The sequence below is a fragment of the Micromonospora sp. M61 genome, assembly GCF_018070245.1.
Classification (GTDB): domain Bacteria; phylum Actinomycetota; class Actinomycetes; order Mycobacteriales; family Micromonosporaceae; genus Micromonospora; species Micromonospora zamorensis.
Window position 1 is genome coordinate 38,406 of sequence record NZ_JAGPYA010000017.1, and the last position, 22,582, is coordinate 60,987.

The window sequence follows — 22,582 nt, forward strand, 5'->3', positions numbered from 1 at the left end:
GACGCCGGGACGCAGCGGTCGGTGATCGGGTGGGCACAGCGCGCCGAAGCCCGCCAGGCGGGTCCGCCGGGCAGGGCACAATTGGATTCATGTCGCGTCGCGTCACTCCCGCACTGATGGCCAGCACCGTGCTGATGGCCGGTCTGGTCGGCTGCTCAGCGGACACCCGCCCGAGTCAGAGCGGGCAGGCACCGCCGGTCGAGCCGAAGGCCGCCGCCACGCCGACACCGCAGGTCCCCGCCGGAAAGGCCCCGCAGCGCGCCTTCGCGGTCGGCGTACGCCAACTGAAGCTGGACCGGGACGGCCGCGCGCTGCCGACGACGCTCTGGTACCCGGCGGCCGGGCAGTCCGGCGGCGCTGCCAAGCGGTCGGCGGCGGCGGCGGAGGGCCGGTTCCCCGTGGTGATGTTCAGTCACGGTCTGGGTGGGCGGCCGGACGACTACGCCACGCTGCTGACCCGCTGGGCGGCGGCGGGTTTCGTGGTGGCCGCGCCGACGTTCCCGCACACCTCCCGGGGCGCGGACAACAACGTCCTCGACGTGCTCAACCAACCGGCTGACGTGTCGTACGCGTTGGATCAGGTGCTGGCGTTGGACGGCAAGGCCGGCGACGCGTTGCGCGGCCGGTTGGACGGCGAGCGGGTGGCCGCGGCCGGGCACTCGGCGGGCGGGGTGACCACCATCGGTCTGTTCACCGCGAGCAGGGACGAGCGGCTGGACGCGGGTGTGGTGTTCGCCGGCACGGCGCTCGGTGTGGGCACCGCGTTCGCCGGCGCGGCCGCGCCGCAACTGTTCGTGCACGGCGAGTTGGACGAGGTGGTCGAGTACGCGGCGGGCAAGGCCGCGTACGACAAGGTGCCCTGGCCGAAGGCGATGCTGAGCCTGCCCAAGGGCGACCACGGGCGGGCGCTGCTCAGCGACGGCGCCACGCTGCGGGTCGTCTCGGACACGTCGGTCGAGTTCCTGCGCTGGTCGCTCTACGGCGACCCGGCGGCCAGGAAGCGCATCCCCACCGACGCAACACGCGGCGACATAGCCACCTTCGACGATCACCTCTGACCCGACCAGGCCGAAAACGGCGAAGATCCCCGCAACATCAGTGATGTTGCTGCCTCAGCGCGCCCCGAGGCAGCACTTTCCCTGATGTTGCGCGGATCATGACGGCAGCGTCAGGCTGTGTGGTCGATGACGATCTTGCCGAAGGCGTCGCCGGAGTGCAGCCGGGCGAAGGCATCCTCGACGCGACTGAACGGCACCACGCTGTCCACCACCGGGCGCACCTCGTTCTCGGAACAGAACGCCAGCAGCTCGTACAGCTCCCCCGGCGTGCCCATCGACGTGCCCAGGATCTCCAACTGCATCGCGAAGAGCCGGCGCAGGTTGACCGCCGGCTGGTGCCCGGCGGTCGCCCCGGAGACCACGATCCGGGCCATCGGTGCGGCCGACTTCAGCGAGTGGTCGAAGGTGGCCGCACCGACGGTCTCGATCACCACGTCGACCCGTTCCGGCAGCCGGGCACCGGGTTCCACGGCGGTGGCGCCGAGGGCGGAGATCCGTTCCCGCTTGGCGGCGTCGCGGCTGGTCGCGTACACCCGCTTGCCCATCGCGACGGCGAGCGCGACGGCCGCGGTGGCGACGCCACCGCCCGCGCCCTGCACCAGCACGCTGTCGGCGTCCGCGACACGGCCCTTGGTGGTCAGCATCCGCCACGCGGTCAGCCAGGCCGTGGGCAGGCACGCCGCGTCGGTCGCCGACATGCCGTCGGGCAGCGGGATCAGGTTCGACCGGGGTACGGCGACCCGCTCGGCGAGCGTCCCGGCGAAGTGCTCGGAAAGGATGGAGACCCCGCGCGGGTCACCGGGGGTGACGACCACCGGGTACACGACCACCGGGCGTCCCTCCGGGTCCAGCCCGACCGCGTCGCAGCCGAGGATCATCGGCAGCTGGGCCTCGGTAAGGCCCACCCCGCGCAATGACCAGAGGTCGTGGTGGTTGAGCGAGGTGGCGCGCAACTGCACGGTCACCCAGTCGTCGGCCGGGTGGGTCGGCTCGGGCTGCTCACCGACAGTGAGCGCGGTGAGCGGGTCGGCGTCGTTGAAGCGGGAGGCGAAGGCAGCACGCATGATCGGCACGGTAACAAGCTGAGCGCCCGTTAAGAAGCCGTGCGCACAGGCCGGCGGCGCATGCTGCGCCGGAGCGCCCCCGGCCCATGCGTGCGCACACACCGGCGACGCAAGCCGCGCCGGAGCGCCCCCGGCCCATGCGTGCGCACACACACCGGCGGCGCAAGCCGCGCCGGAGCGCCCCCGGCCCATGCGTGCGCACACACCGGCGGCGCATGCTGCGCCGAAGCGCCCCCGGCCCATGCGTGCGCACACACCGGCGGCGCATGCTGCGCTCCCCCGGCCCGTGCGTCCTCAGCGGCGGGCGACGCCGTCGCGGCGGGCTGCCTCGGCGACCGCCTCGGCCACGGCCGGCGCGACGCGCGGGTCGAGCGGAGACGGGACGATCGCGTCGACGGTCAGCGACTCGGCCACCACGCCGGCGATGGCGTCCGCGGCGGCGACCTTCATCGCCTCGGTGATCCGGGTGGCGCCGGCGTCGAGCGCGCCGCGGAACACCCCGGGGAAGGCCAGCACGTTGTTGATCTGGTTGGGGTAGTCACTGCGCCCGGTGGCGACCACCGCGACGTGCCGGGCGGCCACCTCGGGGTGCACCTCCGGGGTCGGGTTGGCCAGTGCGAACACGATCCCGTCGGGTGCCATGCCGGCCACCGCGCTCTCGGGGATCTGCCCACCGGAGACCCCGATCAGCACGTCCGCGCCGCGCAGCGCCTCGGTGATGTCGCCGTGGCGACCGTCGGCGTTGGTGCTCGCCGCCAGCTCGGCCTTGGTGCCGGTCAGCTCGGTGCGGTGCCGGCCGATGATCCCCTTGGAGTCGCAGACCACCACCTGGTCGGGGTTCACACCCCCGGCGATCAGCATCTTCGTCACGGCCACCCCGGCCGCGCCCGCACCGCTCACCGCGACCCGCAGGTCACCCAGCTTGCGGTTGAGCAGAGTGGCCGCGTTGCGCAGCGCGGCGAGCACCACGATCGCCGTGCCGTGCTGGTCGTCGTGGAAGACCGGGATGTCCAGCGCCTCGTCGAGCCGGCGCTCCACCTCGAAGCAGCGCGGCGCGCTGATGTCCTCCAGGTTGATCCCGCCGAACGACGGAGCCAGCGCCCGCACCACGGCGACGATCTCGTCCACGTCCTGGGTGTCCAGACAGATCGGCACCGCGTCCACCCCGCCGAACTGCTTGAACAGCACCGCCTTGCCCTCCATCACCGGCAGCGCCGCGCGCGGGCCGATGTTGCCGAGCCCGAGCACCGCCGAGCCGTCGGTGACCACCGCGACGGCGTGCGCCGCCCAGGTGTAGTCGTCGGCCAGGTCGGGGTCGGCGGCGATCGCCTCACACACCCGGGCCACCCCCGGGGTGTACGCCAGGGAGAGGTCTTCCCGGCTGGTGAGCGGCACGGTCGAGGCGACGGCCATCTTGCCGCCCCGGTGCAGCAGGAAGACGGGATCAGCGGGGTCCACGGTGGACGAAGACATGGTGGTGACTCCAGTATCTGTCGAGCAGACGGGGCGGCCGGCCCTGCCGCGAGGTGGGCGGCGAGCGGTGGCACGCTGTGCGGGGGGTCACCCGGGCACTTTCCGAGCATAGTGTCGGCACTGCCCGTCGGATGTGAGCAGGGTCATATCCGCCGACGAGGAACCCTCCCCGGACGCGGCCAGTAACGGGCCACCACCCGCCCCCGCACGTCGGCCACCCCGTACGCCCGGGAGTCGTCGGTGATCAGGTCGTTGTCCCCGTGCAGCCACCAGCCGCCGTCCTGCGGCCGGACCGCGCGCTTCACCACCAGCAGCTCGGGACGGGTCCGGAAGACCGCGACCACCACGTCCCCGGGTCGGATCGGGCGGCCACCGGGGCGTACCAGCACCGCGTCGCCGTGGCGCAGCGTCGGTGCCATGGACGGTCCGGTCACCAGAACGGCGGTGAGCGGTCTCCGCAAGCGGGCCGCCTCACCCGGGTGATCGGTGCCCACTGGTTTCACCTCCACCCGGTTCGGGGAGCATTCCCAGGAGTAATGTCGCCTTTGATCATCGCAAACTTCCCATGGAGGATCCCGATGCGACTTCCGCGCATCCTTGCGCCCCGCGTCACCGCGAGCGCTCACTGCGACCTGCCGTGCGGTGTCTACGATCCGGCTCAGGCTCGGATCGAGGCCGAATCGGTCAAAATGATCTGCGAGAAGTACCAGGCGAACACCGACCCGGAGTTCCGCACCCGCGCCATCATCATCAAGGAGCAGCGCGCCGAGCTGGTCAAGCACCACCTGTGGGTGCTCTGGACCGACTACTTCAAGGCGCCGCACTTCGAGAAGTACCCGAACCTGCACACCCTGTTCAACGAGGCCACCAAGCTCGCCGGCGCCGGTGGCGTCAAGGGCAGCCTCGACCCGGCCACCGCCGACAAGCTGCTCGGGAAGATCGACGAGATCTCGAAGATCTTCTGGGAGACCAAGAAGGCGTGACCACCCCGGTCATCCCGACGATCCGGCCGGTACGTCCCGAGGACGTACCGGCCGTCGTCGCCATGGTGCACGAGCTGGCGGAGTACGAACGTGCCCCGGAGCAGTGCCACCTGAGCGTCGACCAACTGACCTCGGCCCTGTTCGCGACTGTTCCGGCGCTCTTCGGGCACGTCGCGGTGGACGAGCGCGACGAGCCGATCGGCTTCGCGCTGTGGTTCCTCAACTTCTCCACCTGGGCCGGGGTGCACGGCATCTACCTGGAAGATCTCTACGTCCGGCCGGCCGCTCGCGGCTCCGGGGCCGGTCGGCTGCTGCTCGCCACCCTGGCCGACATCTGCGTACGACGCGGATACCGGCGACTGGAGTGGTGGATGATCAACTGGAACCCGGCCGCCGGGTTCTACGCCTCGATCGGGGCGGAGCAGATGAGCGAGTGGGTCCCCTACCGACTCAGCGGGGACGCCCTGAGCCGGTTGGCCGGCCAGGCCACCAACGTCGGCACGCGTACGGGCGACTGACCGGGTAGAGTCCCCGACCGGGGGGATGAGGCGTGACTCAACTGACTGGCCAGGCAGCAACCGACGACGACGTGGTGCACCTCACGGTGCCCGCCGACGGCGGTTACCTCGGCGTGCTCCGCACCGCCACCGCCGGTCTGGCGGCCCGGTTGCAGTTCGCGCTCGACGAGATCGAGGATCTCCGGATCGCGGTCGACGAGGCGTGCGCAATGCTGCTCGCCATCGCCACCCGCGACGCCGAGCTGGAGTGCCGCTTCGCGGTCACCGAGGACGCGCTGACCGTCGAGGTGACAGTGCCGACCGTGCGGGGCGCCACGCTGCCCGGCGAGTCGTCCTTCGCCTGGAAGGTGCTCACCGCGCTGACCACCTCGGCATCGGCCACGGCCGCCGACGGTCGGGCCACGATCGCGCTGCTCACCCGCCGCTCCGGCAGTTACTGACCGACCCGGCACACGCCGGCCGGGTCACTTACCGGCGCGTGCCATCAGTCACTCGAAGCCGAGCGCCCGAGTCGTCGGAGGGCTGACCAGCAGCCAGCCCACGCCCAGGCCGAGCGCCATCAACGGCACACCCAGCCAGGCCAGCCCGGCCTGAATCATGAACCACCCGATGGGCAGCAGCATGAGCTGGAGCACGATCGCGGGGGCCCGTGCGCCCGCCTGGAGGCGCAGCAGGGCCCGGCCCAGCGCCCAGAGCACCACCGCAGCCCCAATGGCGAACACCGTCACCAGCAGCGCCGACAGCAGATCGGTGGTGGTGGCCGTGAGGTCGGCCCAGATCAGCCACACGGCGATCAACCCGACGACGGCGGCCTCCGCCCACAGCAACCGGACCGCCCAGCGGAGCGTGACGGGAAACGGGGCCGAGTCGATGGTCACGCGCGCCACGATACCCGGGCTTTCGGGAGGTACAGTGCCGCCCATGCGGGCCGTCCTGGTGGTCAATCCAAAGGCCACCACCACCAGCGAACGCAGCCGGGACGTGCTTGTCCGGGCGCTGCGCAGCGAAGTCGACCTCAGTGTGCGCTACACCCGCCGACGCGGGCACGCCATGGCGTTGGCCCGGGAGGCCGCCGCGGAGGGGGTCGACCTGGTCGTCACCCTGGGTGGCGATGGCACGGTGAACGAGGTGGTGAACGGCCTGATGACGGCCGACCCGCCGACCGGTGCCGACGACGCCCCGATGGCCGAGCGACTGCCGGCGCTGGCGACCGTTCCGGGCGGCTCCACAAACGTTTTCGCCCGCGCCGTGGGTCTGCCCCGGGAGTGGCCGGAGGCGACCAGCATGATCCTGGAAGGGCTGCGGCTGGGTCGGAGCCGGACGGTCGGGCTGGGCCTTGCGGACGACCGCTACTTCACCTTCTGCGCCGGGTTCGGCCTGGACGCCGCGGTGATCCACCGGGTGGAGCAGGCCCGGCGCAAGGGGCGGGTGTCCACGCCGTCGCTCTACCTGCGCTCGATCATGAACCAGTACTTCTTCGCCTCGGACCGCCGGCATCCGGCGATCACGTTGGAGCGCCCGGGCGAGCAGGCGGAGGCGGAGCTGGCCACCGTCATCATCCAGAACACGGCGCCGTGGACGTACCTGGGCGACCGGGAGGTCAACCCGAACCCGTCCGCGTCGTTCGACCTCGGGCTCGATGTGCTGGCACTGCGTCAGCTCCGGGTGGCTAGCACAACACGGACAGTGACACAGTTCCTGGGTCGGCAGCCTGATCCACGAGGTCGGCAGGTGTTACGACTCCATGACACGGCGGAGTTCACCCTGCTCTCCAGTCGTCCGCAGGCGTTCCAGCTGGACGGCGACTATCTCGGCGAACGGGAAAAAGTCAGATTCACCTCCGTTCCCGCCGCACTGAGAGTAATCTGCTAGGTCTCGGGTACTGCCGTAGGTCGACACGGTGACCGCAGCCACACCGGCCGATCACCGCCACACCGAGGGGCAGGTGCCGGAAATGTCAGCAATGTCACGCGGACTGTACTATATTGATCCTCGACTGTGGCACGGCGGGTAACCAGGAAAGCACTGGAACCCGGACAAATGGGTTGTGGGCTTGCTCACCGCCCGGAGTTTTTCCGAGCGTCACCCTTGACATCACGAGCGTTCGTGAAAGTATTCACAAGCGAACTTGAGTTACCGGGACATTGCCTGGATATGCTCGTCAGGTTGAGCTGTTCCAGCAGGTCCCCGGCACTAACTGCCTGCTCACGCACTGCCGAATGGTCGGACGCTAACTGTCACCATCGGCACGCGGATGCATATAGGAAAAGCACGACCAAGCAATTGTTGCCACCCATCCAGAATGAGGAGTGTTGCCGCCATGGACTGGCGTCACCATAGTGTCTGCCGCGACGAGGACCCGGAGCTGTTCTTCCCGATCGGGACGTCCGGACCGGCTCTCCTGCAGGTCGAGCAGGCAAAGGCCGTCTGCAGGCGCTGCTCCGTGACCGACCAGTGCCTGCAGTGGGCACTCGAGTCTGGTCAGGACGCTGGCGTCTGGGGCGGAATGAGCGAGGAGGAGCGGCGCGCTGTCAAGCGGCGCGGCGGTCTCCGGGTGCTGCGCGCTCACTCCGCCTGATCCCCAACACACAGCTGTACGCCCCGGTGGGTTCACCCATCGGGGCGTTCCGCTGTCCGACACAGGATCACCGCGCCGGCACAGGTCACCCGATCGGCGTGACCATCGGCCGGCAGGGCCGGTCGTCGACCCGGCGCAGCACCAACTCGACCAGCTCCGGTGCGTCGGTCAACGGCGCGGCGACCGACACGGCGCCGGCCGCCCGGGCCGCCTCGGCCACCGCGTCGTGGAACAAGCCCGGCGCCAGGAAGTACGCGCACACCGCGACCCGACGCGCGCCGGCCGCCCGCAGCCGGGACACCGCCACGCCGGCCGCCGGTGGAGCCGCCGAGGCGTACGCCACCCGGCAGGGCACCCCGAACTCCACGGCGAGCGCGTCCGCGACCTGGCCCACCGAGCGACGCGCCCGCGCGTCCCGGGTGCCCGCGGCGGCCAGCACCAACGCGTCGAAGCGGCCCGGGTCCGCCTCACCGAGCCTGCGGCGCAGCCCACCCAGCAGCCTGGCATCGACAGCGCCGTCCGCCGGGCCGAGCACGTCGGTCACCCGTACCGTCAGGGGTGGCCCGGCCTGCGCCGCCGCGGCGATCGCCGCCGGAATGTCCACCCGATGGTGGTACGCGGCGGTCAGCAGCAGCGGCACCAGCACCGCCTGACGGTGACCGGCCAGGGCCAGGTCGCGCAGGACCGCTGTCGGCCCCGGCTCGGTGTGGTCCAGCCAACTCGCCCGGACCGGTGTGCCCGGTCGGGCCGCCGACACGGCTCGTGCGAGCGCCCGGGTGGCATCGGCCGCTCGTGGATCACGACTGCCGTGCGCGACCAGCACCACCGGAGTCACCCCGCCGGCCGCACCAGGGCCGGTCGGGGTCGTCGTTGGCGAGGTCAGACGTGCAGCCCGCACTCGGTCTTCTCGAACATGGCCCACCGGCCGGCCCGCGCGTCCTCGCCGGCCTTCGTGCGGCGGGTGCACGGCCAGCAGCCGATCGACCCGTACCCCTGCTTGAACAGCTCGTTGACCGGCACGTTGAAGCGGGCGATGTAGGCGTCCACGTCCCGCTGCGACCACGCCGCGATCGGGTTGACCTTGACCTTGCCGCGCCGCGCGTCGAAGGTCACCACCGGCGTGTTCGCCCGGGTCGGCGACTCGTCCCGGCGCAGACCCGCCGCCCAGGCGTCGTAGCCGGTCAGGGCCCGCTCCAGAGGCTCCACCTTGCGGAGCTGGCAGCAGTCGTCCGGCGACTTGTTGAACAGCCGGGGGCCGTACTGGCCGTCCTGCTGGCCGACGGTGAGCCGGGGTCGGATCGACCGGACGTTCACCGGCAGCGTCCGGGCGACCTCGTCGCGCACCCGGAGCGTCTCGGGGAAGTGCAGGCCGGTGTCGAGGAAGACCACGTCCACGCCCGGGGCCACCCGGGACACCAGGTGGGCCAGCACGGCGTCGGCCATCGAGCTGGTGACGCAGAACCGGTCGCCGAAGGTCTGCGCGGCCCAGCGGGCGATCTCCAGCGCCGGGGCGCCTTCCAGGTCCCGGGCAGCCTGCTCGGCCAGGACGCGCAGCTCGTCCGGGTCACGCCGGGCCGGATCGGTCGGCGTCGGGCCACCCGGCCCGACCAGGCGCAGGTTCGCTGCGGAGACGAGGCTCATCGGGTCACCGACCGGGAGAGCAGCCCGGTGAACTTCACCGAGAAGACCCGGGTGCAGGCGCGGCACTCCCAGGCGCCGTGTCCCGCCTCGTTCGGCCGCAGGTCCTCCTCGCCGCAGTACGGGCAGTACAGGGGTGCCGCTCGGTTCTCGCTGCTCACCGCAGTTCCTCCTCGTCGACTCTGATCACCCAGTTGGCGAATGTCTCGCCCTCGCTCCGACCGGCCAGGTAGCGACGGGCCAGGCGTTCCACGTACTCCGGAAGCTCGTCCGCGGTGGTCTTCAGGCCGCGCAGCTTGCGGCCGAAGCCGGCGGTCTGACCCTGGGCCATGCCCAGCCCGCCGCCCAGGTGCACCTGGAAGCCCTCCACCTGCTGCCCGTCCGGGCCGACCACCAGTTGACCCTTGAGCCCGATGTCGGCCACCTGGGTCCGTGCGCAGGCGTTCGGGCAGCCGTTGATGTGGATCGAGATGTCCGCGTCGAAGTCGCGCAGCCGCTGCTCCAGCCGGGCCACCAGCTCCTCGCCGCGGGCCTTCGTCTCGACGATGGCCAACTTGCAGTACTCGATGCCGGTGCACGCCATGGTGCCGCGCCGCCAGGCCGACGGCCGGGCCTCCAGACCGATCCCGCGCAGCGCGTCGACCAGCGACTCCGTCCGCTCCGACGGCACGTCGAGCACCAGCAGCTTCTGGTACGGGGTGAGCCGCACCCGGTCGCTGCCGTGCGCCTCCACCACGTCGGCCAGTTGGGCGAGCTGCGTGCCGGAGACCCGCCCGACCACCGGTGCGGCGCCCACGTAGTGCCGCCCGTCGGCCTGCTCGTGCACGCCCACGTGGTCGATCGGCTTCGACGGCAGGGTCGGCGCCGGACCGTCGAGCAACGTGCGACCGAGGTAGTCCTTCTCCAGGACCTCGCGGAACCGCTCCACGCCCCAGTCGGCCACCAGGAACTTCAGCCGGGCCCGGTTGCGCAGCCGGCGGTAGCCGTAGTCGCGGAAGATCCCCACCACACCGGCCCACACGTCCGGAATCTCGGCCATCGGCACCCAGACGCCGAGCCGCTGGGCGAGCATCGGGTTGGTGGAGAGACCACCGCCGACCCAGACGTCGAAGCCGGGGCCGTGCTCGGGGTGGTCGACACCGAGGAAGGCGATGTCGTTCGACTCGTACGGGGTGTCGACCAGCCAGGAGATCGACGTCTTGAACTTGCGGGGCAGGTTGGAGAACTGCTTGTCGCCGACGTACCGGGCGACGATCTCGTCGACCGCCGGGGTCGGGTCGAGCAGCTCGTCGCGGGCGACCCCGGCGACCGGGCTGCCCAGCACGATCCGCGGGCAGTCGCCGCACGCCTCGGTGGTCTGCAGGCCGACCGACTCCAGCCGGCGCCAGATCTCCGGCATGTCCTCGACGCGGATCCAGTGGTACTGGATGTTCTGCCGGTCGGTGATGTCGGCGGTGTCCCGCGCGAACTCCCGGGAGATTTCCGCGATCACCCGCAGCTGGGCCAGGCTGAGCTGGCCGCCGTCGATGCGGACCCGGAGCATGAAGAACTCGTCCTCCAGCTCGTGCGGCTCCAGCACGGCGGTGCGCCCGCCGTCGATGCCCGCCTTGCGCTGGGTGTAGAGGCCCCACCAGCGGAACCGGCCGCGCAGATCCTGCGGGTCGATGGAGGCGAAGCCGCGGTGCGCGTAGATGGTTTCGATCCGGGCCCGGACGTTGAGCGGGTCGTCGTCCTTCTTGATCCGCTCGTTGGGGTTGAGGGGCTCGCGGTGGCCGAGCGCCCATTGACCCTCACCCCGGGGCCGGCGCGGCGCCCGGGCCGGGCGGGTCGTCGGGTCCTCGGATCGGGCCGGCGTGCTGCTGACCGCCATCGCGGCGTCCTCCGTTGTCTGCTGTGCCTCGGGGCACGCGGGGCGCGGCGGCCGACCCGGCGAAGCGGGCGGGACAACGGTGTCTGAGACAGCCGGCGCGGAGCGCGCCCGAGACGGATTGGTCGGGCGTCGTCAGTAGGCCGGACAGATCGCGCTGCGCACGCGGCCGTAATCGACGTGGCGACGAGCCACGAAGCGGCGGACGACTGCGGCGGTCATGGGGCTCATGCTGCCACACCCCATGGGGGCCGGCCAATGTCCGCGTGCTGGATCCCACATCACGGGCCGAGGGCTGTCCGACCGAACGACGTCACGCCCACCTGGTGTCCACCGCCTGCGGCCGGCTGACACCCACGAACGGCATGGCCGTGGCAGGCTCGGACCGTGGGCGGATTGTCCGAGTCGACCGGGACGGCGTGGGAGCGCCTGCGCCGCCTGCCGGTCTGGCTCGTCCCGGCGCTGCTGACCCTGGCGGTGACGCTGACCGGACTGGGCTCCGCCCAGCTCTGGCGCGACGAGCTGGCGACCTGGAGCGCGGCCACCCGGTCGCCCGCCGACCTGGCCCGGCTGGCCGGCACCATCGACGCCGCCACCGGGCCGTACTACCTGCTGATGCACGGTTGGACCGCAGTCTTCGGTGACTCCACGATCGCCCTGCGCGCGCCGGCCGTGCTGGCGATGACCGTGGCCGCGGGGTTGCTCGCCGTGCTCGGCGCGCGGCTCGTCGACCGTCGTTCCGGTCTCTTCGCCGGTCTGCTGTTCGCGGTGCTCCCCGGCACCTCCCGCTACGGTCAGGAGGCCCGCCCGTACGCGCTGGCCACCATGCTCGCGGTGCTCGCCACAGTGCTGCTGGTGACCGCCCTGCGCCGGCCGAGCTGGGCGCGGTGGGCCGGCTACGCCGCCGCGGTGGTCGCTCTCGGGCTCATCCACCTGATCGCGCTCACGCTGCTCGCCGCGCACGCGCTGGTCGTCCTCATCGCCTGGTGGCGCGGCCCGGCCGCGGCCGGGGTCGCCACCCCGGCGCACCTCGACGCCGAACGCGACCGACGGGTGTGGCGGTGGCTGGTCGCCGTGGTGCCGGTCGCGCTGCTGGCCGGCCCGCTGCTGGTCAAGGCCCGGACCCAGCAGTCCCGGCAGTTGAACTGGGTCCACCTGGCCCAACTGGACGACCTCACCGCGCTGCCCGGCGGCGTCACCCAGAGCAGTGTGGTCGGTGGACTGCTGGTCGGGGTCGCGGCGCTGGGTGCGGCCCGACTCGGGCGGCGCGCCCTGCTGCCGGTGAGCGCGGTGCTGCTGCCCGTGCTGCTGCTCTTCGCCGCCGGCACTGTCGTACCCCTGTGGGTGCCCCGGTACCTGGTCTTCGTGGTGCCCTTCGCGTGCCTGCTGGCGGGCGCGGCGCTGGCCGCCGTGGCCGCTCCGGCCGCGCTCGTCGTGGTGGTGCTGGCCGGGCTGCTCGGCCTGCCCGACCAGGCCGCGCTGCGACGGACCCACGAGTGGCCGCGCAGCGCGCCGGTGGACTACGCGGGCGCGGCGCGGGTGATCGGCGAGGGTCAACGGCCGGGCGACGCGGTGGTCTACTCGCCCCGGCAGAGCTGGCTCTTCCTCGATCTCGGCATCGAGTACCACCTCGGCGACCCGCCACGCGACGTGCTGGTCACCGAGGACGAGGTCCGCCGAGGCGACCTGTGGGCAGCCGAGTGCCCGCGACCGGCGCAGTGTCTGGCCGGCACCTCCAGGGTGTGGTTGGTCGTCGCCGGTCGGCACGCCGAGCCGCTGGCAGCCGTGCCGGGCGCCAAGGGCGACGCGCTCCGCGCGCAGTTCACCGTCACCCAGGTCTGGCCGCGCCCCGGCCTGACCGTCGCCCTGCTGACCAGCCGCCCCGACCGCTGACCGGACCACCCCTGGGCAGGCCGGCGGCCGGGCCCGCCCACCTCGATGAGCGTGATGCCGGTGAGTCATCTTGATGACTCAGAGGCATCACGCTCACCCTGATATCCGGTCCCCGGCGCGGGACCGCCCGACGGGAGGCCGGCGGTCAGGCCTGTGAGCGGCCGTCGTGGGTGTTGCGGGCCAGCGGGACGACCAGCACGGCCTCGGTGCCGCCGTTGGCGCCGGCCCGCAGCTCGATGGTGCCGCGCAGCTCGCCGGTGACCAGGGCCCGGACGATCTGGAGGCCGAGCCGGCTGGCGCGCTCCGCGTCGAAGCCCGGCGGCAGCCCGCGCCCGTTGTCGGCCACCGAGACGTGCAGCATCTTGCGGAACCGGTGCGCCGAGACGACCACCTCGGGTCGCAGCGACGGGTCGACCTCGGGAGCGGCGACCGGCACCATGCCCGAGGCGGCAGGTACGGGAGGCTCCTCTGCCTCGTCGGCCGGCGGAAAGCCGTGCTCGACGGCGTTGAGCAGCAACTCGTTGAGGACCATCACCAGCGAGGTGGCGATCTCCGCCGGCAGCACGCCGAAGCTGCCCCGCCGTCGCATGCCGACGCTCACCTCGGTCGCCGCGACCTCCGTCGCCGCGCTGGCCACCCGGTCGACGATGCCGTCGAACTCGACCGCCTCGTCGCTGGACATGGAGAGCGTCTCGTGCACCAGGGCGATGGACGCGACCCGCCGGACCGACTCCTCCAGCGCGACCCGGGCCTCCGGCATGGACACCCGGCGGGCCTGCAGCCGCAGCAGCGCGGCGACGGTCTGGAGGTTGTTCTTCACCCGGTGGTGGATCTCCCGGATGGTGGCGTCCTTGGTGATCAGGGCTCGGTCCCGGCGACGGACCTCGGTGATGTCCCGCACGAGCACCAGCGCGCCGATCGGCACGCCGGCGGGCATCAGCGGCAGTGCTCGGGTGAGCATCGTGGCACCGCGGGCGTCGATCTCCCGTCGGGGTGGCGCCTCACCGCGCAGCGCGGCCAGGATGCCGTTCGAGGCCTCGGTGCCGTCCAGCGGGTCACCGGCCAGCCGGCGGTGCAGCGCGGCCAGGTCCTCTCCCACCAGGTGGGAGGCGTAGCCCAGTCGGCGGTACGCGGACTGGGCGTTCGGGCTGGCGTAGGTGACCTTGCCGCCGGCGTCGAGCCGGACCAGGCCGTCGCCGACCCGGGGCGCGGAGGTGGTCTCGCCCGGATGCCGGGGCGGCGGGAAGGTGCCGTCCGCGATCATCTGCGCCAGGTCGTCGGCGGTGGTCAGGTAGTTGAGTTCCAACTGGCTGGGGGTGCGCGCGGTGGAGAGGTTGGTGTCCCGCCCCACCACGGCGATCACCTCACCGGCCTCCCCCTCGGCGGTCCGCAGCCGGACCGGGATCGCCTCGTGCCGGGCCGGCACGTCGCCGTACCAGACCGGGTCGCCCTCCCGCCAGATCCGGCCCTGGGAGTACGCGACGCCCAGGTGGGCCACCTCCGGCCCGCCGACGATGCGCCCCACCTGGTCGTCCTGGTAGGCCGTGGGGGCGGTGGTCGGCCGGACCTGGGCGACGCAGAGGAACGTGCCGTCGGCGTCGACCGGCACCCAGAGCAGCAGGTCAGCGAAGGACAGATCGGAGAGCAGCTGCCAGTCGCCGGCGATCCGGTGGAGGTGGTCGATGTCGGCCGGACGGAGGTGGGTGTGCTCCTCGGCGAGGTCGCGCAGCGTGGACACGGTGACCAGGGTGCCACGCCGCGCCTCACATCGTCGCGGTGACCTTCTTCAACCCGCGCGGCGCGTCCGGGTCCTCACCTCGGGTCAGTGCCAGGGCCAGCGCCAACCGCTGCAACGGCAGGATGTCCAGCAGTGGGGCGTACCGCTCGTCGACCTCGGGAACGGCCAGCCGGGTGGCGCCCGGCACCTCGGCGGAGCCGACCACCACGACGTCGGCGCGGCGTTCGCCGAGACGGGGCAGCACCTCGCCCATCGACCGTCCACCCGGACCGGAACCGACGACCGCGAGCACCGGGACCTCCGGGTCGGTCATCGCGAGTGGGCCGTGCAGCAGGTCGGCGCCGGAGAAGGCGAGCGCCGGCAGGTACGACGTCTCCATCAGCTTCAGCGCCGCCTCCCGGGCGGTCGGGTAGGCGTACCCCCGCCCGGTGGTGACCAGTTGCCGGGCGAAGCGGTAGCGGGGCGCGAGCCGGGCCGGGGTGTCGTCGGCCAGGGTGCGGGCGGCCAGCTCGGGCAGCGCGTCGAGCGCCTCCCGCTCGGCCGTCGGGAGCACGCCGTCACCGGCCCGGATCCCCTCCACGAGCATCAGCAGAGCGAGCAGTTCGGCGGTGTACGTCTTGGTGGCGGCGACCGCCCGCTCGTGCCCGGCGGCGATGTCGACGCTCAGCTCGGCGACCTCGACCAGCGGCGAGTCGGGGGCGTTGGTCACCGCGAGGGTCAGTGCCCCGGAGGCGCGGGCGGCGCGCAGCACCTCGGCGAGGTCGGGCGAACCGCCGCTCTGGCTGACCCCGACGACCAGCGCGTCGGACAGGTCGGGGCGGGCCCCGAACAGGGTGACCGCGCTGGGCGAGGCGAGCCCGGCGGGCAGGCCGAGACGGATCTCGGTGAGGTACGCCCCGTAGAGGGCCGCGTGGTCCGAGGTGCCCCGGGCGGTGAAGACGACGTGCCGCGGGCGGCGTTCGGCGATGATCGCCGCCACCCGGGCGATCTCGGCGGCGTTGGCGGTCGAGAGCAGGCGGGCGTAGCCAGCTGGCTGCTCATCGATGTCGGCGGCCATGCCGGCCCCTGCACGAGTCACGAAAACCCCTCCCCTGCGCGGTTGCCGCGCGATTCTTGCTCAGTCTTGCACTTTTAACCGTATCTCAGCAATCGAACGAGCAGGACTGCGCAGGTGATCACCAGTTGATCTCAATATCAACTACGCTGGGAGCGCTGCATCCGCCTGGCCCAGCGACGAGAGGACGACGTGCCCGAGGGAACGGACGATCCCGCACTCTCCGCGACGGAGGAGCTGGCGCTCGCCCGGCTGGCACTCGACGAGGGCGACCTGCACCACGCCGCGGGGCACCTCGCCGGCGCGCTGGCGCGAGCACCCACCCTGCCGGAGGTGCACGAGACGCTGACCCGACTCGCCGCGGCGAGCGGTGGCGGCCTCGACCTCTTCCCGATCAACCACCACACCTTCGTGGGGGCGGTCGTCGCCCGCGCCCACCTGCTCGCTACCGCCGGCCGCCCCGCCGAAGGGCTGGAGCTGCTGGCCGCGGCGACCGCGTACTCACCCGGCACCCAGTGGGCCGGCGTCCCCTGGGTCACCGCGCCCGAGCTGGTCGAACGGCTGGACCCGGACCACATCGCCCGCGTCCTCATGCAGGTCTGCGCGGCGCTGTCCGACCCGGTGCCCCGGGTCGGCCGGGGCGCCCTGACGCCGTACCTCACGCTGGCCCGCAACGCGGTCACCGTGCACCCCGAGCACGGTCTGCTGCTGGGCGCGGCGTCCGCGCTGGCCCGGCGTCTCGGCGAAGTCGCCCTCGCCGTCCGCTGGGCCACCCGAGGCGTACGCGCACAACCCTCGAAGATGGGCGAGGTCTGGCTCGGGTACGCGTACCGCAGCGCGGGCCGGACCCGCGAAGGCCTCGCGGCCCTCGGTCGGGCCGTCGAGCTGGACCCCGACGACCTGGCGATCTACGCGGACATCGCCGGCACCCTGGCCGACATCGGCCGCCTCGACGAGGCACTGGAGTGGACCGAGCGGGCGCTCGCGCGCGACCCGTCGTTCGACTGCGCGGTGCACACCGCACACCGCCTGCGGCACCTGCGCGACGGCGACCTGGCCCACCTGGTCGCGCTCGCGGACTTCGTCCGCGACCACCCCGACGACAGCCACGAGCACGGCGACCTGGCCCAGTGCTGCCGCGCGCGGCCCTGGCTCGGCCAACTGACTCCGGCCGGCGGTCCACTGGTCGACGCGATGCGCCAGGCGGTGGCCGACGACGACAACGGTCTCGGCAGCGCCGTACGCCTGCCCGCCGCCGCCCCGCCGAGCGCCGTCCGGACGGCGACGTCCACAGCGCCCGGCCTGCGGATCGAGGTCGTCGGGGGCGCGCTGGAGCCGGACCCGCGCGAGCCCCGGCGGGCGTCCGCCCAACGGTTGTGGCGCTATGCGAACGACCTGCCCACGCCCGCGCTGCCGGTGCCCTCGGCGACGGCGGTCGAACGGATCGGGCAGGTCGCACACCCGGCGTGGCCGCACCCACCGGCGGCGTACGACGCCGCGGTGGGCCTGGCCGGCCTCGACGTGACCGACCTGCTCGGCCTGCTGGTGCACCCGCCGGCCGCACCGGCCAACGCGGTGGGTCGGCTGCTGGCCGCCCACGACCCGTCGGTCTGGGTCCGTGGTGTGCAGGTGTGGGCCTGCCTGGGGCTGCTGCACCACCGCACCGACGAGCCGTGGGAGGGCTCGACCCGCCGCCGCGTGCTGCTCGACCTGATCTGGGGTGTCGAGGACTGGGTCACCGAGGCGGCGCTGTTCGCCCTGGTCACCGCGGCCTGGGTGGATCCCTCGGTGCGGTCGGACGTGGCGCGGGTGGTGGCGGAGCGCCTCGCCGACGCGGCCGCCGTGGCACGGACCCGACCGGTCCCGATCGCCGCCTCGCTGGCCCACCTGGCACTTGCCGCCCCGGATCTGGACCCCGCCACCGCGGCACTGGCCGGCGAACTGCTCGGCCCGCTCTCCCCCCAGGTCCCCCGCCCCCGCAACCCGCTACGCCGCCTCTGGCAACTACTGCGCGGCGCACGCACCCGCTAGGCGCACGGTCGCGGGAAAAGGCGCGCGCCGCGCCGGCCCGGACGGGACGACGCGGCGCGCGGTGAGGATGTCGGGATCAGGCGACCGGGGCCGCCTTGCCGAGAGCGACCTCGGCCTCCTCCTCCGGAGTGGCCTGCGGCGGCGCCTCGTTGGCGGTCCGCAGCGGGATCTCCTTGATGAACCAGGCGAGCACCGGGATCACGATGGTGAACAGCACCGCCCAGAGAAAGACGTGCGAGATCGCGTCGGAGAGGCCGCCGAGCACCATGTCACGGGCCTGGGCGGGCAGGTCCTTGAGCTTCTCCAGATCCATTCCCGAGCCGCCGGACTCGCCGCCGAAGGCCCGGCCGCCCTCGGAGCTGGCCAGCCGGTTGGCGAAGATCGCGCCAAACAACGAGATGCCGAACGAGCCGCCGATCGACCGGAAGAAGGTCGCCGCGCCACTGGCCGCGCCAAGGTCCTTCTGCTCCACGCTGTTCTGCGCGATCAGCATGGACGTCTGCATGAGGAAGCCCATGCCGACGCCGAGCACGACCATGTACAGCGAGGACATCAGCTTGCTGGTGTCGGTGTCGAGCATGGACAGCAGCGCCATGCCCGCTGTCATAACGACACCACCGATGATCGGGTACGCCCGGTACCTGCCGTTGCGGGTGATCGCCCGCCCGATGACCAGCGAGACCACCAGCATGCCGAACATCAGGGGCAGCAGCAGCAGACCGCTGTTGGTCGCCGACGCCCCCTGCACGGTCTGCTGATAGAGCGGCAGGAAGTTCATCGCGCCGAACATCGCGAAGCCGAGCAGGAAGCCGATCACCGAGATCAACGCGAAGTTGCGGTTGGCGAAGAGCGCCAACGGCAGGATCGGCTCCTGGACGCGGCGTTCCACCAGGCCGAACGCCACCAGCGCGAGCACGGCCAGGACGGCCAGGCCGAAGATCTGCGGCGACGTCCAGTCGTACTCGTTGCCGCCCCAGGTGGTGATGAGCACGATCGCGGTGATGCCGACCGAGAGCAGACCAGCGCCGAGCCAGTCGATCCGGTGCTCGGTGCGGTACTTCGGCAGGTGCATGGTGGTCATCAGCACGAGCAGCGCGATCCCGCCCAGCGGCAGGTTCACGTAGAACGCCCAGCGCCAGGACAGGTGGTCGGTGATGAAGCCACCGGCAAGCGGACCGGCGACCATGGCGATGGCCATGATGCCGGCGATCATGCCCTGGTAGCGCCCACGCTCGCGGGGCGGGACCAGGTCACCGATGATCGCCATGACGCCGACCATGAGGCCACCGGCGCCGAGGCCCTGCACGGCCCGGAAGGCGATCAGCTGGACCATGCCGTCCTGTGGGCCGCCGAGCATGCCAGAGCCGGCCATGCCGCAGAGTGCGGAGCCGACGAGGAAGACGACCACCGAGGTCAGGAAGACCGACTTGCGGCCGTAGAGGTCACCGAGCTTGCCCCAGATCGGGGTGGAGACGGTGGTGCCCAGGACGTACGCGGTAACCACCCAGGTGAAGTGGTTGAGCCCGCCGAACTCGCCGACGATCCGCGGTAACGCGGTGCTGACGATCATGTTGTCGAGCATCGCGAGCATCATCGCGATCATCAGCCCGAACAGCACGACCCTGATGTTGTTGGGTCGCACGCCGGCCTGGGTTGCCTGAGTCATGGGTAAGCTCCCCCCGAAGATTGCCACACTTACTTGCCGCCCGGCTAGTCACCTTACTAGCCGCACGGTAAGTTCGGTACAAGCAACGGTCAAGCCAATTGGAGGGCACGCGTGAGGGAGAGCACAGGCGGGACGCGGGACCGGATCAAGGCCGTCGCGCTCGAGCTCTTCACCGAGCAGGGGTACGAGAAGACCTCGCTCCGGGAGATCGCCGAGCGTCTCAACGTCACCAAGGCGGCGCTCTATTACCACTTCAAGAGCAAGGACGACATCGTCGCCAGCTTCGTCGAGGACCGGCTGGAGCAGATGGACGCCCTCAACGCCTGGGCGGCGACGCAGCCGGCCACCCTGGCCACCCGGCGCGAGCTGATCACCCGCTACGCCGACACGATGTTCGGCGGCGATCAGCCGTCCGTGATGCGCTTCTTCGAGCAGAACCAGACAGTGCTCAAGAGCCTCGCCTCCGGCCAGCAGATGCGCGGCCGGATGATGCAGCTCGCCAGCGCCCTCTGCCGGGGCGACGACTCCCCCGCCGCCCAGCTGCGCGCCGCACTGTCACTGTTCGCCGTGCACACGAGTTGGTTCGCCGTACGGGCACCGGGCATCACCAACGAGGAGCGTCGCCGGCTCGCGTTGGAGGTGGCCGACGAGCTGCTCGGCGCGATCGGCGCGGGTGCCTCAGCGGAGCCCGACGAGAGTGCGGCTGAGGCCACCTCAGGCAGCCCGCGCGGCTGATCGGTCGGCGGCTCAGCCGCGAGTGAGGGCCAGTCGCAGGCCGAGCAGGTCCACGCCCGCCGCCGGCGCCCAGTCCTTCTCCGGCGCGCGGACGAAGCCGAGCCGTGAGTAGAGCCGGTGCGCCGAATCGGCCATCCCGGCCCGGACGCAGATCACCAGCGCGGTGCAACCCAGCTCCACAGCACGCGCCACGCATGCCTGCGCCAATGCCGCACCGACGCCCCGACCCTGGGCACCCGGGTCGACCGCGAGCATCCGGAACTCCGCCTCACCCGGCCCGGACAGCTCGGCGAACGGCGTGCCCGGCAGCACGAAGGTCACCGAGCCCAGCACCGCATCGGTCACCTCGTCGACCGCGACCAGCACCTCACCGCTGGCAGCCCGGCTCGACACGTCGGCCAGCACCTCGCCGTACCCGTGTTCGCCCTTGAGCTGCCCGTCCGCCTCGTACGCGGCCACGGTCAGCCGGGCCACCGCCGGGAAATCGGCCGGCTCGGCAGGACGAACCCGCAAGCCGGTCAAGCGATCACCGCGATGAGGTCACCGTCCTGCACGACGTCGCCCTCGTTCACGGCGAGCTGCTGGATCACACCATCGGACTCGGCGATGACCGGGATCTCCATCTTCATCGACTCGAGGATCACCAGGGTGTCGCCCTCGGCCACCGTGTCACCTGCCGTGGCGACGACCTTCCAGACGTTCGCCACCATCTCGGCGCGGATCTCCTCGGCCATGTCCGGGCCCTCCCTCATCGCGATGTGTCTGCCGTCGTATCCAATCATGCGTCGCCCGGTGGTGGGCGCGCAGCGGCAAGGCCGGGATGGCACGCCCGCCCTGGGGAAGGCGGCGGCTGTCGACCGCACTACCATCAGCGGGTCGGACCCGACGCCGGACCGCCGGTGGGTGCACTGGCGCCGAGGTCGTGCGCAGGACGGATCCGACCCATCACGAGGAGGTCAGCATGGCGAAGAAGTCCCGGAAGAAGAAGGCTCGTAAGAAGAACGCCGCCAACCACGGCAAGCGTCCCAACTCCTGAACGCGTCGACGGGCCCACGGCCCGTCACCGCTCAGCCCGACCCGGTCGACGCCGGGTACACCGGTGGCCCGGGTCGACATCGACCCGGGCCACCGGTCTTGAAGCTGTGCCGCGCCGACGCTCAGTCGGCCAACTCTCGGGATTCAGTGGTCTCGAAGACCACCAGCTCGGTGAGCTTGACCCGCAGCCGCTCGCGCAGCTCGTCCGGCGCTGTCTCGTTGCCGCAGCAACGAGCCACCAACGCCCGCACCTCCTGCTCCAGCCCGTACTCGCGCAGGCAGGGCCCGCACTCGTCCAGGTGGTGCCGGATCAGCGAGCGCCGCTCGTCGGCGCACTCCAGATCCAGGTAGAGGTAGACCTCCGCGAGCACCTCGCGGCAATCCGTCTCGTGCGGCTCCCCACAGCTCACGTCACACCTCCCGGCCGGCAGCGGCGTTCGAGCCCTTCGCCGAGCGGGCCGCACTGAAGCCCCGCTCCCCGGCGTAGCGCTCGAGCAGCTTGCGCAGATTACGACGGCCCCGGTGCAGACGCGACATCACGGTGCCGATCGGCGTGCCCATGATGTCCGCGACCTCCTTGTAGGAGAAGCCCTCGACATCGGTCAGGTAGACGGCCAGGCGGAACTCCTCCGGCAACTGCTGGAGGGCCTCCTTCACGTCGCTGTCCGGCAGCCGGTCCAGTGCCTCCGTCTCGGCGGAGCGCAGCCCACTGGAGGTGTGCGACTCGGCCTCGGCGAGCTGCCAGTCGGTGATCTCCTCGGTGGGCGCCTGGATCGGCTGGCGCTGCCGCTTGCGGTAGGAGTTGATGTAGGTGTTGGTCAGGATCCGGTAGAGCCAGGCCTTCAGGTTCGTGCCCTGCTCGAACTGGTGGAAGGCGGCGTACGCCTTCAGGTAGGTCTCCTGAACCAGGTCCTCGGCATCCGCCGGGTTGCGCGTCATCCGCAGCCCAGCAGCGTAGAGCTGATCGACGAATGGCATCGCGTCCCGTTCGAACCGGGCCCTGCGCTCGTCCGTCTTCTCGGTGGTCAACCGCACATCCCCTCGCGTCGGATGCTTTCCCGCCGAGGATACGCGCACGGACCTGCCCGCAGATTCACTTCCGGCCGGTGTGCCCGTGCTCACCACACCCGCCCCGCCCGGTCCCGCCGTCGCCGGCCACTCCGGCCCATCCAGCAGCTGCTTCAGCTGCCGGGCGTCCCGTTCGTCCCGTTCCAGGCTCCGTGTCTCGGTCGGCACCGGTCACCCCCCTCG

General features: G+C 71.8%; 25 protein-coding genes. 10 read left to right on the plus strand and 15 right to left on the minus strand.

The features are described 5' to 3' along the window. Positions 1-89: 89 nt before the first annotated feature. A complete protein-coding gene (locus tag KBX34_RS12325; RefSeq protein ID WP_210794440.1) occupies positions 90-1,058 on the plus strand; it encodes a dienelactone hydrolase family protein in 969 nt (322 codons plus the stop codon). Positions 1,059-1,168: 110 nt separating this feature from the next. Here the strand turns inward: KBX34_RS12325 and KBX34_RS12330 are convergent, their stop codons facing one another. From KBX34_RS12330 to KBX34_RS12340, 3 genes are all read right to left on the minus strand, one after another. Beyond that, on the minus strand, positions 1,169-2,131 hold the full coding sequence (locus KBX34_RS12330) for a zinc-binding dehydrogenase (RefSeq protein WP_088950004.1): 963 nt from the start codon (positions 2,129-2,131) through the stop codon (positions 1,169-1,171). A 285-nt stretch (positions 2,132-2,416) separates the two neighbouring features. Further along, positions 2,417-3,595 carry an NADP-dependent malic enzyme gene (locus KBX34_RS12335; protein ID WP_141911006.1) on the minus strand — a complete coding sequence of 393 codons (1,179 nt, stop codon included), beginning with the start codon at positions 3,593-3,595 and terminating at the stop codon, positions 2,417-2,419. A 143-nt stretch (positions 3,596-3,738) separates the two neighbouring features. Beyond that, positions 3,739-4,104, minus strand: a complete 366-nt coding sequence (locus KBX34_RS12340; RefSeq protein ID WP_172862103.1) for a S24/S26 family peptidase — start codon at positions 4,102-4,104, stop codon at positions 3,739-3,741. Positions 4,105-4,173: 69 nt separating this feature from the next. Here KBX34_RS12340 and sodN point away from each other — a divergent pair, with 69 nt between their 5' ends. From sodN to KBX34_RS12355, 3 genes are read left to right on the plus strand one after another with little or no spacing between them, the layout of a single operon-like run. Beyond that, on the plus strand, positions 4,174-4,578 hold the full coding sequence (gene sodN / locus KBX34_RS12345) for a superoxide dismutase, Ni (RefSeq protein ID WP_099848348.1): 405 nt from the start codon (positions 4,174-4,176) through the stop codon (positions 4,576-4,578). Further along, the gene (locus KBX34_RS12350) at positions 4,575-5,096 is read left to right on the plus strand and encodes a GNAT family N-acetyltransferase (RefSeq protein ID WP_088950008.1); all 522 of its coding nucleotides are present in this window, start codon (positions 4,575-4,577) and stop codon (positions 5,094-5,096) included. Before sodN ends, KBX34_RS12350 begins: the two co-directional genes overlap by 4 nt. A 32-nt stretch (positions 5,097-5,128) precedes the next feature. Continuing rightward, a complete protein-coding gene (locus tag KBX34_RS12355) occupies positions 5,129-5,536 on the plus strand; it encodes an ATP-binding protein (RefSeq protein ID WP_099848352.1) in 408 nt (135 codons plus the stop codon). A gap of 48 nt (positions 5,537-5,584) precedes the next feature. Here KBX34_RS12355 and KBX34_RS12360 read toward each other — a convergent pair whose 3' ends face one another. Continuing rightward, a complete protein-coding gene (locus KBX34_RS12360; protein WP_088950010.1) occupies positions 5,585-5,974 on the minus strand; it encodes a hypothetical protein in 390 nt (129 codons plus the stop codon). Positions 5,975-6,017: 43 nt separating this feature from the next. Here KBX34_RS12360 and KBX34_RS12365 point away from each other — a divergent pair, with 43 nt between their 5' ends. Continuing rightward, the gene (locus KBX34_RS12365) at positions 6,018-6,968 is read left to right on the plus strand and encodes a diacylglycerol kinase family protein (RefSeq protein ID WP_088950011.1); all 951 of its coding nucleotides are present in this window, start codon (positions 6,018-6,020) and stop codon (positions 6,966-6,968) included. Between the two features lie 448 nt (positions 6,969-7,416). Next, positions 7,417-7,674: a WhiB family transcriptional regulator gene (locus KBX34_RS12370; RefSeq protein ID WP_088950012.1), complete on the plus strand. Its 258-nt coding sequence runs from the start codon at positions 7,417-7,419 to the stop codon at positions 7,672-7,674. Positions 7,675-7,759: 85 nt separating this feature from the next. Here KBX34_RS12370 and KBX34_RS12375 read toward each other — a convergent pair whose 3' ends face one another. The 4 genes from KBX34_RS12375 to KBX34_RS12390 are packed head-to-tail and all read right to left on the minus strand — an operon-like array spanning position 7,760 to position 11,182. Further along, positions 7,760-8,572, minus strand: coding sequence for a sirohydrochlorin chelatase (locus tag KBX34_RS12375; protein WP_374223677.1), 813 nt, complete (start codon positions 8,570-8,572; stop codon positions 7,760-7,762). Beyond that, positions 8,554-9,315 (minus strand): phosphoadenylyl-sulfate reductase, encoded by a 762-nt coding sequence (locus KBX34_RS12380; protein ID WP_088950013.1) that lies wholly within the window; start codon positions 9,313-9,315, stop codon positions 8,554-8,556. The genes KBX34_RS12375 and KBX34_RS12380 overlap by 19 nt, the downstream gene beginning before the upstream one ends. Beyond that, positions 9,312-9,473 carry a hypothetical protein gene (locus KBX34_RS12385; protein WP_172862104.1) on the minus strand — a complete coding sequence of 54 codons (162 nt, stop codon included), beginning with the start codon at positions 9,471-9,473 and terminating at the stop codon, positions 9,312-9,314. Before KBX34_RS12385 ends, KBX34_RS12380 begins: the two co-directional genes overlap by 4 nt. Further along, complete coding sequence (locus tag KBX34_RS12390; protein ID WP_210925056.1) at positions 9,470-11,182, minus strand: nitrite/sulfite reductase; 1,713 nt, start codon at positions 11,180-11,182, stop codon at positions 9,470-9,472. The genes KBX34_RS12385 and KBX34_RS12390 overlap by 4 nt, the downstream gene beginning before the upstream one ends. 384 nt (positions 11,183-11,566) lie before the next feature. Between KBX34_RS12390 and KBX34_RS12395 the strand changes: the two genes are divergently transcribed. Beyond that, complete coding sequence (locus KBX34_RS12395) at positions 11,567-13,072, plus strand: glycosyltransferase family 39 protein (RefSeq protein ID WP_210925058.1); 1,506 nt, start codon at positions 11,567-11,569, stop codon at positions 13,070-13,072. A 145-nt stretch (positions 13,073-13,217) separates the two neighbouring features. On the opposite strand, the gene KBX34_RS12400 is transcribed toward KBX34_RS12395, so the two are convergent. After that, a complete protein-coding gene (locus KBX34_RS12400; protein ID WP_210794455.1) occupies positions 13,218-14,810 on the minus strand; it encodes a PAS domain-containing sensor histidine kinase in 1,593 nt (530 codons plus the stop codon). Between the two features lie 25 nt (positions 14,811-14,835). After that, positions 14,836-15,867 carry an SIS domain-containing protein gene (locus KBX34_RS12405; protein WP_088950016.1) on the minus strand — a complete coding sequence of 344 codons (1,032 nt, stop codon included), beginning with the start codon at positions 15,865-15,867 and terminating at the stop codon, positions 14,836-14,838. Between the two features lie 189 nt (positions 15,868-16,056). Here KBX34_RS12405 and KBX34_RS12410 point away from each other — a divergent pair, with 189 nt between their 5' ends. Beyond that, positions 16,057-17,895 carry a tetratricopeptide repeat protein gene (locus KBX34_RS12410; RefSeq protein ID WP_210925060.1) on the plus strand — a complete coding sequence of 613 codons (1,839 nt, stop codon included), beginning with the start codon at positions 16,057-16,059 and terminating at the stop codon, positions 17,893-17,895. Between the two features lie 76 nt (positions 17,896-17,971). Here KBX34_RS12410 and KBX34_RS12415 read toward each other — a convergent pair whose 3' ends face one another. Further along, positions 17,972-19,561, minus strand: a complete 1,590-nt coding sequence (locus KBX34_RS12415; RefSeq protein ID WP_088950018.1) for an MDR family MFS transporter — start codon at positions 19,559-19,561, stop codon at positions 17,972-17,974. A 111-nt stretch (positions 19,562-19,672) separates the two neighbouring features. Between KBX34_RS12415 and KBX34_RS12420 the strand changes: the two genes are divergently transcribed. Beyond that, complete coding sequence (locus KBX34_RS12420; RefSeq protein WP_088950019.1) at positions 19,673-20,296, plus strand: TetR/AcrR family transcriptional regulator; 624 nt, start codon at positions 19,673-19,675, stop codon at positions 20,294-20,296. Between the two features lie 12 nt (positions 20,297-20,308). Here the strand turns inward: KBX34_RS12420 and KBX34_RS12425 are convergent, their stop codons facing one another. Together KBX34_RS12425 and KBX34_RS12430 are read right to left on the minus strand one after the other, a co-directional pair. Further along, the gene (locus KBX34_RS12425) at positions 20,309-20,818 is read right to left on the minus strand and encodes a GNAT family N-acetyltransferase (RefSeq protein ID WP_088950020.1); all 510 of its coding nucleotides are present in this window, start codon (positions 20,816-20,818) and stop codon (positions 20,309-20,311) included. Then, positions 20,815-21,030, minus strand: coding sequence for a biotin/lipoyl-binding carrier protein (locus KBX34_RS12430; protein WP_088950021.1), 216 nt, complete (start codon positions 21,028-21,030; stop codon positions 20,815-20,817). Before KBX34_RS12430 ends, KBX34_RS12425 begins: the two co-directional genes overlap by 4 nt. A 227-nt stretch (positions 21,031-21,257) precedes the next feature. Here KBX34_RS12430 and KBX34_RS34420 point away from each other — a divergent pair, with 227 nt between their 5' ends. After that, on the plus strand, positions 21,258-21,332 hold the full coding sequence (locus KBX34_RS34420) for a 50S ribosomal protein bL37 (RefSeq protein ID WP_372433306.1): 75 nt from the start codon (positions 21,258-21,260) through the stop codon (positions 21,330-21,332). Between the two features lie 121 nt (positions 21,333-21,453). Here KBX34_RS34420 and rsrA read toward each other — a convergent pair whose 3' ends face one another. Continuing rightward, positions 21,454-21,741: a mycothiol system anti-sigma-R factor gene (rsrA, locus tag KBX34_RS12440; RefSeq protein WP_088950022.1), complete on the minus strand. Its 288-nt coding sequence runs from the start codon at positions 21,739-21,741 to the stop codon at positions 21,454-21,456. A 1-nt stretch (position 21,742) separates the two neighbouring features. Further along, entirely contained in the window at positions 21,743-22,567 is an 825-nt protein-coding gene (locus KBX34_RS12445; protein ID WP_141911012.1) for a sigma-70 family RNA polymerase sigma factor, read from the minus strand. Positions 22,568-22,582: the final 15 nt, after the last annotated feature.

Coding starts and splice junctions, on each gene's coding strand:
- KBX34_RS12405 (WP_088950016.1), bottom strand. CDS start 15,867: ATGGCCGCCGACATCGATGAGCAGCCAGCTGGCTACGCCCGCCTGCTC.
- KBX34_RS12380 (WP_088950013.1), bottom strand. CDS start 9,315: ATGAGCCTCGTCTCCGCAGCGAACCTGCGCCTGGTCGGGCCGGGTGGC.
- KBX34_RS12370 (WP_088950012.1), top strand. CDS start 7,417: ATGGACTGGCGTCACCATAGTGTCTGCCGCGACGAGGACCCGGAGCTG.
- KBX34_RS12325 (WP_210794440.1), top strand. CDS start 90: ATGTCGCGTCGCGTCACTCCCGCACTGATGGCCAGCACCGTGCTGATG.
- KBX34_RS12430 (WP_088950021.1), bottom strand. CDS start 21,030: ATGGCCGAGGAGATCCGCGCCGAGATGGTGGCGAACGTCTGGAAGGTC.
- KBX34_RS12415 (WP_088950018.1), bottom strand. CDS start 19,561: ATGACTCAGGCAACCCAGGCCGGCGTGCGACCCAACAACATCAGGGTC.
- KBX34_RS12335 (WP_141911006.1), bottom strand. CDS start 3,595: ATGTCTTCGTCCACCGTGGACCCCGCTGATCCCGTCTTCCTGCTGCAC.
- sodN (WP_099848348.1), top strand. CDS start 4,174: ATGCGACTTCCGCGCATCCTTGCGCCCCGCGTCACCGCGAGCGCTCAC.
- KBX34_RS12365 (WP_088950011.1), top strand. CDS start 6,018: ATGCGGGCCGTCCTGGTGGTCAATCCAAAGGCCACCACCACCAGCGAA.
- KBX34_RS12390 (WP_210925056.1), bottom strand. CDS start 11,182: ATGGCGGTCAGCAGCACGCCGGCCCGATCCGAGGACCCGACGACCCGC.